At 44.1% G+C, this 10917-nt stretch carries 7 protein-coding genes; 4 read left to right on the top strand and 3 right to left on the bottom strand.

The genetic code is table 11. The annotated features are described in order from the left end of the window. The first annotated feature begins 174 nt into the window (after positions 1-174). The 3 genes from L4B77_RS12180 (at position 175) to L4B77_RS12190 (ending at position 4786) form a co-directional block, all read left to right on the top strand. Positions 175-567 (top strand): MarR family transcriptional regulator, encoded by a 393-nt coding sequence (locus L4B77_RS12180; RefSeq protein ID WP_261837511.1) that lies wholly within the window; start codon positions 175-177, stop codon positions 565-567. 469 nt (positions 568-1036) lie between these two features. Continuing rightward, complete coding sequence (locus L4B77_RS12185) at positions 1037-2608, top strand: BCCT family transporter (RefSeq protein WP_261837510.1); 1572 nt, start codon at positions 1037-1039, stop codon at positions 2606-2608. Positions 2609-2902: 294 nt separating this feature from the next. Continuing rightward, a complete protein-coding gene (locus L4B77_RS12190) occupies positions 2903-4786 on the top strand; it encodes a methyl-accepting chemotaxis protein (RefSeq protein ID WP_261837509.1) in 1884 nt (627 codons plus the stop codon). 413 nt (positions 4787-5199) lie between these two features. Here the strand turns inward: L4B77_RS12190 and cydC are convergent, their stop codons facing one another. From cydC to trxB, 3 genes are all read right to left on the bottom strand, one after another. Then, positions 5200-6921: a heme ABC transporter ATP-binding protein/permease CydC gene (gene cydC, locus L4B77_RS12195; protein ID WP_429750716.1), complete on the bottom strand. Its 1722-nt coding sequence runs from the start codon at positions 6919-6921 to the stop codon at positions 5200-5202. Then, on the bottom strand, positions 6914-8698 hold the full coding sequence (gene cydD / locus L4B77_RS12200; protein WP_429750718.1) for a heme ABC transporter permease/ATP-binding protein CydD: 1785 nt from the start codon (positions 8696-8698) through the stop codon (positions 6914-6916). The genes cydC and cydD overlap by 8 nt, the downstream gene beginning before the upstream one ends. Before the next feature lie 161 nt (positions 8699-8859). Then, entirely contained in the window at positions 8860-9819 is a 960-nt protein-coding gene (gene trxB, locus L4B77_RS12205; protein WP_429750720.1) for a thioredoxin-disulfide reductase, read from the bottom strand. Positions 9820-10450: 631 nt separating this feature from the next. Between trxB and L4B77_RS12210 the strand changes: the two genes are divergently transcribed. Then, positions 10451-10917 (top strand): SIR2 family protein (locus L4B77_RS12210; protein ID WP_489686497.1); only part of this gene is annotated, 467 nt, incomplete at its 3' end.

Raw genomic sequence — 10917 nt, forward strand, 5'->3', positions numbered from 1 at the left:
TATATGACCCTAAATTAATAAGTTGATGCCTAAATAATAGACGCTAGTAGACAATATCAGTATTTTTCGTCGACTTTCGGCGCTTCACTCTACAAATAGCTCCTGTTTTTTGGTATAAATCGCGCTTCAAATTTTCACCACTGCGAAAAGAGCAGTGAACTGGAGAAATATTCAATGAGACTTGCTCATAAGCGTAAGGTGCAGGCTAAACTGCAGAAACGCACGAAAGCGACTGTTGTTAAAGCCGTGGCAACGCCGAAAAAAGCGAAGCCTGTCGCAGAGAAAGTTGTAGCAGAAAAAACTGTAGCAGCAAAGCCAGCGGTAGAGAAAACAGTAGCCGCAACGAAAGAAGTTGCCGTCGCACTGACTCCTAAGCAACAACAAGTTCTAGACATCGTTGTTAGCAATGCTGAAGGCATTAACCCTAAAGGTATTGGCCTAGCAGCTGGTCAAGAAGACGCGAAAGCCGCTTCATGGGCAACAGGCGCATTGAAAAAACTTCTTGAAGAAAACTTGGTAGCGAAAGAGCAGCTTACCGGTAACAAGGTTATCTACAAAGCGATCTAGTCTTGTGGAATGACATTCGCTTTGTTAAGTTTTAAGCCTCGATTTTCGAGGCTTTTTTGTATCTGACGGATCATGCGACCGCTAATCCATACTCACATTCGACCCTAGAAGTGTGCGTGCTCTCCCTAATATCTTGCTGCTTCATTACAGTGCATTCTTATGTTGAATTATAAACAACGCTCGAAGATTAAATAGTAAAATGCTTTGAGCTGAAAGTAATATTGGATGATGAATTTATTGAGATGGTGGTTTTTTGTACGTTCATTTGGGTGGTTTGGTTGTTTTTGTTTGAAAATTCAGCGAACTGATTCGAGGTTACTGAAAGTAATAAGTTAACCTGCTAAACTTCATGCATTCAAGTGTTTGAATTATGGTGACAACAGCTTGTACTGCTTGAGTAGTACGTTAGAGTTTGTGATTTCGTCACAAGTCAGTCAGGGATATTAGTAATATTCCATAGAGAGGGATAATGACTAAAGGTATAGATAAATACAGTATTGACAGTACAGATTACACTGTTGGTCAAGATAACGTCCAGAAGTGGGGGTTCGATGTTCATAACCCAGTATTTGGAATTAGTGCAGGACTCATTGCTCTATTTTTGATCGGTGTTCTGATTACAGATACCGCCTCAGCAAAAGCAGCTCTTGATAGTGTGAAAGGTCAGATTATCAATTCATTTGATTGGCTTTTTATTTGGTCAGGAAATATCTTCGTTATTTTCTCCTTAGGTTTGATTGTTTCTCCGTATGGTAAAATCCGCCTTGGTGGTGTTGATGCGACGGCAGATTACTCATACATATCTTGGCTATCGATGCTGTTTGCCGCAGGGATGGGTATTGGCTTGATGTTTTGGAGTGTTGCAGAGCCCGCTGCATACTACACCGGTTGGTATGAGACGCCACTAAATGTGGAAGCGTTCACTCCGGAAGCGGCCAAAGTAGCATTGGGTGCAACTATGTATCACTGGGGTTTACACCCTTGGGCTATTTATGGCGTAGTCGCACTTTCGCTTGCGTTCTTCTCTTATAATAAAGGTTTACCTCTTTCGATTCGTTCTATCTTTTACCCTATCTTAGGTGATAGAGCTTGGGGTTGGGCTGGGCATATCGTGGATATTTTAGCGGTATTGGCGACCCTCTTTGGTTTGGCTACCTCGCTGGGCTTAGGGGCGCAACAAGCAGCAAGTGGTATTCATCATGTATTCGGCATTGAAGCGGGACTAGGGCTGCAAATTATTGTTATCGTCGTTGTTACTTTGCTTGCCGTGGTATCCGTTATGCGTGGTATTGATGGTGGCGTTAAAGTTATCAGTAATATCAACATGCTCGTGGCTTTCTTGCTACTGATTCTAGTCGCGCTTATTGGTTATGCTGTTACTTTGGGTACAATCCCTACAACGGTGATGGCTTACATCGAGAATATCATTCCTTTGAGCAATCCTTATGGTCGTGAAGATGAAGTTTGGATGCACGGCTGGACGGTATTCTACTGGGCTTGGTGGATTTCATGGTCGCCATTTGTGGGGATGTTTATCGCTCGTGTTTCTAGAGGTCGTACTGTTCGTGAGTTTATTACTGCTGTGCTAATTGTTCCTACAACAGTAACTATCATTTGGATGTCGGTATTTGGTGGTATGGCGATTGATCAAATTGTGAATAATGTTGGTATGCTTGGTCAAGATGGTCTTACTGATGTGTCGTTAGCGATGTTCCAAATGTTTGATGCGCTACCATTTGGCACCCTGTTATCTGTGATTGCAGTTGTTTTAGTTCTCGTATTCTTTATTACGTCTTCTGATTCTGGTTCATTAGTAATCGATAGTATTACTGCTGGTGGTAAAGTGGATACTCCAGTACCTCAACGTGTATTTTGGGCTTTTCTTGAAGGTGCGATCGCTGTTGCGTTATTGTGGGTTGGTGGTACTCAAGCGGTGCAAGCTTTGCAAGCCGGTGCAATCTCAACGGCGTTGCCATTTACCATCATTCTATTACTGATGTGTGTGAGTTTGTTAATGGGGATGCGTACAGAAAAACGCTAGCATCTCTAAATGACGTCGACGGCGTTATAGATGAGGTCGAGTGGTCAATAATGCTAAAGCAGGTGAGGTAACTCACCTGCTTTTTTTTGTTCATTGACGGTGTGAAACCCAAAATATAGCGTAATAATTTTATGTTAATGGTGGCCTTAAATTTGGCGGAGTGACAATAAATTGGCACAACTTGAACTTATGGTTAATTTGATATTCTATTCTGGTGTTAAGCTATGAAATTTCTCGAATTTAAAGTGGTTATAGGGTAGTGTGCACAAGTTTTCCACCACTCGTGATACTAAAATGAAACTAACACTCAAACAGAAGTTGATAGGCGCAAGCTTATCTGCTGTTGTTGTTATGGCAACAGCCTTGACTTGGTTATCCGCCAACCAATTATTTGAACAAACTCGCAATGGTGTCTACCTGCGAGCAGAAAGCGTATCAGAAGCCGCGTCTGAAGGTATTAAAAACTGGGTCGATATTCGCACCAATATCGCGTCAGCATTTAATGACTTTTCAAGAGAGGATGATGTTGTACCTTTCCTTAAGCAGGCTCGTATAGCGGGTGGCTTTGACGATATCTTTTTAGGTACTCCAGAAGGTGGAATGTACCGTTCACACCCTGAACGTAATCGTGCAGATTACGATCCTCGTCAACGTCCTTGGTATCAAGAAGCAAATGCAGCGGGTAAGCAAATTATCACAACGGCTTACCAAGACGCGATCACGAAAGCATTGCTCGTTACGATTGCAGAACCTGTACATCATAATGGTAAACTCGTTGGTGTTGTCGGAGCTGATGTACTTATCGATCAATTAGTTAATGATGTAATCAGCTTAGACGTTGGTGACAATGCATACGCAATGCTCATCGACAGCTCAGACGGGACATTTCTAGCACATCCTAATTCAGCATTAAGTCTCAAGCCTGTCAGCCAGCTTTCAAACGATATTTCAATGTCGACTATTGAAAATGCGTTACGCACTGGCAGCATCGAGACGATCAATGAGCAAGGTGCTGAGAAACTACTTTACTTTACGAAAGTGCCAAATACTAACTGGATCTTCGCGATTCATATGGACAAAGCGACAGAAGAAGCGAATCACTCTGCGTTGCTCACTCAGTTGATCACAACAGCGGTTGTAATTACGTTAATCGTAATCTTGTTGGTATCTTGGTTGGTTAGCTTCCTATTCCGCGATCTAAATCGTGTCTCTGCCGCACTTGAAGAAATTGCATCAGGAGAAGGGGATCTTACTCAACGCCTTGAGCCTAAGAGTAACGACGAAATTGGTAAGCTTGCTGAAAACTTCAACCGTTTTGTAGGCAATATGCATACTATGGTTATTAAGCTAAGTGATGTGTCTGCTGCATTGGGTAATCAAGCTCGTCAAACGGCTTCACAAGCTGAAGAACGTAGCGCTCGAATCCAGATGCAACAAGATGAGATCAACATGGTAGCAACAGCCGTTAACGAAATGGCGGCAGCAACACAAGAGATTGCTGGTAACGCTGACCATACCGCACAGAACTCTTCTGAAGCCGTTGGCGCTTGCGAGCATGGAGCGGGTCAAGTAACACAGACTCAGAGTTCAATTCAAAACCTTGCGCAAGAAGTTCAAATCGCAACGAATGTGATTCTAGAGCTTGAAGAGCACGGTAATAGTATCAATGCTATTTTGTCTAACATTCAAGGCATTGCTGAGCAAACAAACTTACTTGCACTGAATGCGGCTATTGAAGCGGCACGAGCGGGCGAACAAGGCCGTGGCTTTGCTGTTGTTGCAGATGAAGTTCGCGTCCTGAGCCAACGTACACATGGTTCAACACAAGAGATTCAACAAACGATTGAGTTGCTACAAGGTACAACGGGTAAAGCGGTTAGCATTATGAATGATAGCCGTACGCTTGCTGAGACCAGTGTTGATGATGCGAACTCAGCGGCGGCGAGCCTAACTCAAATTCATGCTGCTGTTGAGCGTATTAGCGACATGGCGACACAGATTGCTTCTGCTGCAGAAGAGCAAGCGTCGGTAACGTCTGAGATTACTCGCAATACTGAGGGAATCCGTGACGTATCTAACGAGCTAGCAGACGAAGCGAATCAAGCCGCAGAACAAGCTGCTCAGCTTTCTGAGCTATCTAATGAGCTAGAAAATGAAATTAGCCGCTTCAAGCTTTAAGCATAAGCGAATAGCTATCAAATAGCGCTAGACCTATTAAGCTGTTAATACGCTAAAGCGTAAACAAAAGCCGAATGTGATTACATTCGGCTTTTTTGTGTCTGTCACCCAGAGGCTTATAAAGCCAACCAACTGAGATTGGATCGTTGCGCTAGGCGGTGTGCTTGTCAGAATCAGGACATTTGGCTTTTAAGTCAGTATGAGAAGGAGAGGGTTGCTTCATCCATTTGATCATAACATGCTCGTTGAGAGTTGAGAGTTGAGAGTTGAGAGTTGAGAGTTGAGAGTCGCTCTTGAGGCAATATCCGTATTCTATCCGGACGTGGCTGACTAGTTCGGGCGTTAGCAACAAAAAGCCCGAGTGCAAACTCGGGCTGATAATGGTGTTACTGATGACAGTGAAAGTAGGCGAATTAAATGGCCTGACGAAGTTGGAAGTAACGTCCTTGTTGATTTAACAGCTTCTCATGAGAACCGTTTTCAACAATCTCGCCTTGTTCAATTAGAACGATGGAATCCATCGACTCCAGACCAATCAAACGGTGCGTGATGAAGATGACCGTCTTGCCTTCGAAGTGCTTCTCGAACAGTGTCATGATGCTTTGCTCAGTTTGCTTATCTAAGCCTTCTGTTGGCTCATCGAGAAGCAGGATAGGGGCATCATGAAGAATGGCTCGTGCGATGCCAATACGGCGCTTCTCACCACCAGACAGTTGACGACCACCATCACCTAACCAGCTATCAAGCGCGTTGTTCTCAAGCAGCTTTTCTAGGCCTACATCTCTTAGGATATTTGCTAAGTGATCATCGGTTGCCTCTGGTCTTGCAATCAGCAAGTTGTCACGCAAAGTACCATTTAGAATATCGACACGTTGGCTTACGACACTGATTGATTCGCGAAGCTGTGATTCATTCCACTGAGTCAGTTCAATGCCTGCGATGGAGATAGAACCTTTCTTAGGATCCCAGTAGCGAGTCAGAAGCTGAATCAGAGTCGATTTACCAGAACCTGTTTGACCCACAATTGCGACTTTATTCGTAGCAGAGATAGTCAGGTCAATTGCGTTAAGAACACTGCGCTCTGAATCAGGGTAGCTGAAGGTCACATTCGAGAACGTAATATCAAGCGGCTTATTGATGTCGAGCTTCTCTTCGGAGAACTGGACTTCAGGTTCCGACAGAATCACTTCGTTCAAGCGACGAGCAGAAGACAGAGTTTGACCTAAATACTGGAACGCGCCTGCAATTGGCATTAATAGCTCGAAGCTTGCCATGGTTGCGAAGGCCATGAGTGCGATGAACGGGTCCGGTGCATTACCACCCACGCCGTCAGCCGCAAGCCAAAGCATAAGAACCAGTGTCAAACCGTTGAATAGCATTAGCACAGCTGACGCCATACCGGTTAGGTTGGCATTCACAAACTGATTCGCCATCAGTTTTTGTTGAGTCTCTAGTATGGCATTGCGATAACGCTCTTCAGCACCGAACAGAGTCAGCTCACTGTAGCCTTCAATCCAATCCAGTGTCGTCACACGAAGATCCGCTTTGTTCTGTGTCAGCTCGCCACCGTTACGCTTGCCCAGTTTGTAGAACAAGATCGGCCAAACCAACAGCATAATCAGAAGAATAGAGCCTAAGATCAAACCGAGCGAAGTATCGAACCACATCAAGAATAGTGTTAGGAAGACAATCCCAAGCACACCAACCGTGACAGGGCTGACTAAACGCAAGTATACGTGATCCATTGCGTCGACATCGGCAACCAAACGGTTCAGTAGATCCGCGTCACGAAGGTTTGAAATGCGTCCAGGAATGAGCGGAGCCAGTTTCTTGAAAAAGAAAATCCGTAAATCCGTTAATAATTTAAAGGTTGCATTATGGCTAACGACACGCTCACCCCAACGCCCAGCAGTGCGCCCCATCGCCAAACCACGGACACCGCCGCCCGGCAACATGTAGTTGAACGTTTCGCGGGCAATCGTTAGTCCAGCAACAGCAGAGGCTGAAATAAACCAACCCGATAGTGTTAATAGTCCAATAGAAGCAGAGAGCGTGGCAAAAGCCAATAGCATACCGAGCGATAGACCAAACCAGTGCTTTTTATAGAGTCTTAGGTAAGGGAGTAAATCACGCATCTAAATTCCCCTTATTTTGATGTTGAGCTAAGTTTGCGTTAAGCATCTCTTCAAATAACCCACCCGCAGTCGAGAGTTGAGAATAATGGCCTTGTTCAACAAGGCGACCGTCACGCATAACCAGTATATTATCGACCGATTTAAGCGGGGCGAGTTGGTGTGTCACAAGCAGGGCAGTGCGGTTTTCAATGTTGCTATTGATGCCTTTCATTACCAACTGTTCGCTACGAGTATCTAGGCTGGCAGTGGGTTCATCGAGTAACCAGAACTGGCCATCTTGAATCATGGCGCGAGCCAGTGCCAAACGTTGAGATTGACCAACAGACAGGCCGCCAGAACGATCAGAAATCATATAATTCAAGCCGTGCTCGTTTACGAATTCGTTAGCAAAAGATTGCTCAAGTGCATTCTCAACAACTTGGTCGGTGATATCGTGCTTACCTAGGGTGACGTTGTCACGAATTGTGCCATGCAGTAGCAAGGGGTTTTGCCCAACCCAACTAATGGTTTTACGCCAAGAGGCTAAATCGAGGTCACGCAATTCAATGCCATTGATTTTCAAGCTTCCTTCATAAGGCATGAAACCAAGAATAGCGTTGATCAAACTCGTTTTACCTGCGCCACTTGGCCCGACCAGTGCCGTCGACTGGTGGGTGTTCAATGCAAACGAAACAGGGCCAACCAGTTGAATGCCTTCCGGACTGATCACCTTGAGATCTTGAGCCACAATACCGACACCTTGATCGGAATCGAGTGGAGTATTGCCCGATTTTACTTTGGTAATATCCGTTTCTAAGAACTCAACAATACTTTCAGCAGCCCCGACGGCTTGTTGCTTGGCATGGTAAAAAGTACCTAGGTCACGCAGAGGCTGGTAAAATTCAGGCGCTAAGATAAGAATAAATAGACCGGCGAATAGTGTAATGCCAGCGCCGTAATGACCAAAGTTCAGTTCGCCAATATAAGTAAAACCGAAGTAAACCGCTGTCATTGCAATTGAGATTGAAGTGAAAAATTCAAGCACCGCAGACGATAAGAAAGCGATTTTCAATACATCCATAGTGCGCGTTCTGAATACTTCCGATGCACCTTTAAGTACCTCCGTTTCTGAGCTTGTTCTATCGAATAAACGAATGGTTGTCATGGACTGAAGACGGTCGTAAAAGTGACCAGATAGGCGTTGAAGCGCTTTAAAGTTTTTACGGTTGGCGTCTGCGGCTTTCATGCCAACAAGTGCCATAAACAGCGGCACCAGTGGTGCGGTAATCAAGAAGATTAAACCTGCCGCCCAGTTTACAGGGAATACAACCACAAGGATGATAAATGGAACCATCACCGATAGAGACATCTGAGGTAAGTAGCGAGAGAAGAAATCTTGCATGTCTTCTACTTGTTCTAACAGCAAGGTCGCCCACGTACCGGCAGGCTTACCTTTGATATAAGCCGGGCCTAGCTCGTGTAACTTATCAAGGATGAGTTGCCTTATGTAGACACGGATCTGCTCACCACAGCGATAACCTGCGATTTCACGTCCCCATGTACATCCCGCACGGCCAACGACCGAGACGGCTAAACCTAGGAAATGACCAACCAGTTCAGATTTATCGACATTCTCGATGATCAACTGGTGAAGAATAGAGGCGAGAAGCGCTGCTTGAGCAATTAAAAACACGCTTGAAAGTACGCCAAGGCTAATCGCAATCATAAGCCAGCGTTTTGCTAACTTACTTTGTTGCTTGAGCCACTTGTTCAAGCTGCGTTGTTTTTTCTTATCCATTATGAAGGCTTAATGATAATTATTATTCGTTGAGGGCGGCTAGTATACAAAAGAAAGCCCAATGGATATACCACCGGGCTCTAGGGATTTACAATAAATTATAATGACGCCCTGTATCTATTGAGGCGAGAGCTTCGATATTTAAATCTGCAATCTCAGATTTACTTATCGTTCAGGCTATCTAGGTAGCGCTCTGCATCCAGTGCAGCCATACAACCTGTACCCGCTGAAGTAATGGCTTGGCGGTAATTGTTATCCATCACATCACCTGCCGCAAACACACCCGGGACGCTGGTTTGCGTTGCGTTACCTTCAAGACCCGACTGGACGATGATGTAGTCATCTTTCATGTCGACTTGGCCTTTAAATATTGCCGTGTTTGGTTGGTGACCGATAGCAATGAATGCCCCCATGACGTCGATGTTTTCTGTTTTATCAGACTGAGTGTCTTTAATACGGACAGCCGTTACGCCCATGTCGTCACCGAGAACCTCGTCTAGCGTGCGATCTGTATGAAGAACAATGTTGCCGTTCTCCACTTTATCCATTAAGCGTTTCACTAGAATTTTTTCTGCGCGGAACGTATCACGACGATGAATGAGGTGAACTTCAGACGCGATGTTAGACAGGTAAAGCGCTTCTTCAACCGCTGTGTTACCTCCACCAACAACCGCCACTTTCTGGTTTCGGTAGAAGAAACCATCACACGTTGCACACGCTGAAACGCCGCGGCCTTTGAATGCTTCTTCGGACTCTAAACCGAGGTACTTAGCCGATGCGCCTGTTGAGATGATCAATGCATCACACGTGTACTCACCAGAATCGCCTTTCAAACGGAAAGGGCGGTTTGATAGGTCGACATCGTTAATGTGGTCGAACAGAATCTCAGTTTCAAAGCGCTCTGCGTGCTCTTTCATGCGATCCATCAGAGCAGGGCCTGTTAGCCCTTCAGCATCACCCGGCCAGTTTTCTACTTCTGTTGTGGTGGTAAGCTGACCACCTTGTTGCATTCCGGTAACAAGAACTGGGTTTAGGTTTGCACGAGCAGCATAAACTGCAGCTGTATAGCCGGCAGGGCCAGAACCAAGAATCAATAAATTACAGTGCTTTACGTCGCTCATGAGGACTCCGAAATTGAAATTTTTTTTATTTATAATCGCTTAGGATTGTATGGAAAATATGGTGGTAATAAAAGTGTAAACAAGGGGAGAAGTGTAATTAATCGTTATAGGTTAGAACTTAATCAAGGCAAACGTTTTTATGGCTGAAAGATCAGTAAAAAGCGTCAAAGGTTTATGGGGTAGTGGGGCGACAACGGTTAGTGTAGTAAATGGGCTTACATTTCGTTAGCCAGATTATGACTTGCCTATTGGAACTGTAAACTAAGTAGGGAAGCCTGTGAAAAGCTTGATGTTGAATATAACGAACAAGCACTTAGTCAACCTACCGCCAGTCGATTTTGAAATGGGCCTTGAATAGGCCTACGTGTTTGGGGAAAGTGTTTTGCGTACTAAGGCTCTCTCCGCCAGAGAATCTAGTATAAATTGCTCTTGCTAATCTAGTTAAAGATGAGTTCTTAAAAGAATTAGAATACTCAAAACACAAATGAGAGCTAACCTCTTGTTCTACAGTTAGTTGTAACAGATTTAGGTAGATAACACAGATGTAAATTGAACAGTTGCATATATAAATCAAACCGTTGCATAATCTTCAAATCAGATAATTTATAACTATTTTTCGAGACCAAGACACATGTGTGATGTTCATATACCAAAAGTACTTCAAGACTCAATTAAGGAAGACAAGCTAATTTTATTCGTGGGAGCAGGGTTGTCGATGAGTAATGGTTTACCGAGCTGGAGTGGTATAGTTCGGGGTATTTTACAAGCTAACGAAGATCACATAGATAAAGCACAAGCTTATAAAATAGCTTTAGATGCTGACATTATGTCACCACTTGAAGTCTTGGATAAATTATGTCAGCACAAGAAAATTATTTATCAATCTTTCGAGCAAAAGCTAAAATCATGTAACGAAGCGTCCTCTATTCACAGGTCCTTAGGTTCTCTAACACAACGCTTTATTACTACAAATTTCGATACACTTATTGAGTCAAATACTGGTATAAATAACGTTATTACACATGACAGCAATTACAACTTGTCAAAAATAGATAAAGATAAAGGGTATGTAGTAAAAATACATGGTGATATAAATAG

It is taken from the genome of Vibrio minamisatsumaniensis (genome assembly GCF_050337445.1).
In the GTDB taxonomy this organism is placed as follows: Bacteria; Pseudomonadota; Gammaproteobacteria; order Enterobacterales; family Vibrionaceae; genus Vibrio; species Vibrio artabrorum.

What these genes read in the sequence shown, in the direction of transcription:
- L4B77_RS12190 (WP_261837509.1), top strand. Translation starts at nt 2,903, where the DNA reads ATGAAACTAACACTCAAACAGAAGTTGATAGGCGCAAGCTTATCTGCT.
- L4B77_RS12180 (WP_261837511.1), top strand. Translation starts at nt 175, where the DNA reads ATGAGACTTGCTCATAAGCGTAAGGTGCAGGCTAAACTGCAGAAACGC.
- cydD (WP_429750718.1), bottom strand. Translation starts at nt 8,698, where the DNA reads ATGGATAAGAAAAAACAACGCAGCTTGAACAAGTGGCTCAAGCAACAA.
- trxB (WP_429750720.1), bottom strand. Translation starts at nt 9,819, where the DNA reads ATGAGCGACGTAAAGCACTGTAATTTATTGATTCTTGGTTCTGGCCCT.
- cydC (WP_429750716.1), bottom strand. Translation starts at nt 6,921, where the DNA reads ATGCGTGATTTACTCCCTTACCTAAGACTCTATAAAAAGCACTGGTTT.
- L4B77_RS12185 (WP_261837510.1), top strand. Translation starts at nt 1,037, where the DNA reads ATGACTAAAGGTATAGATAAATACAGTATTGACAGTACAGATTACACT.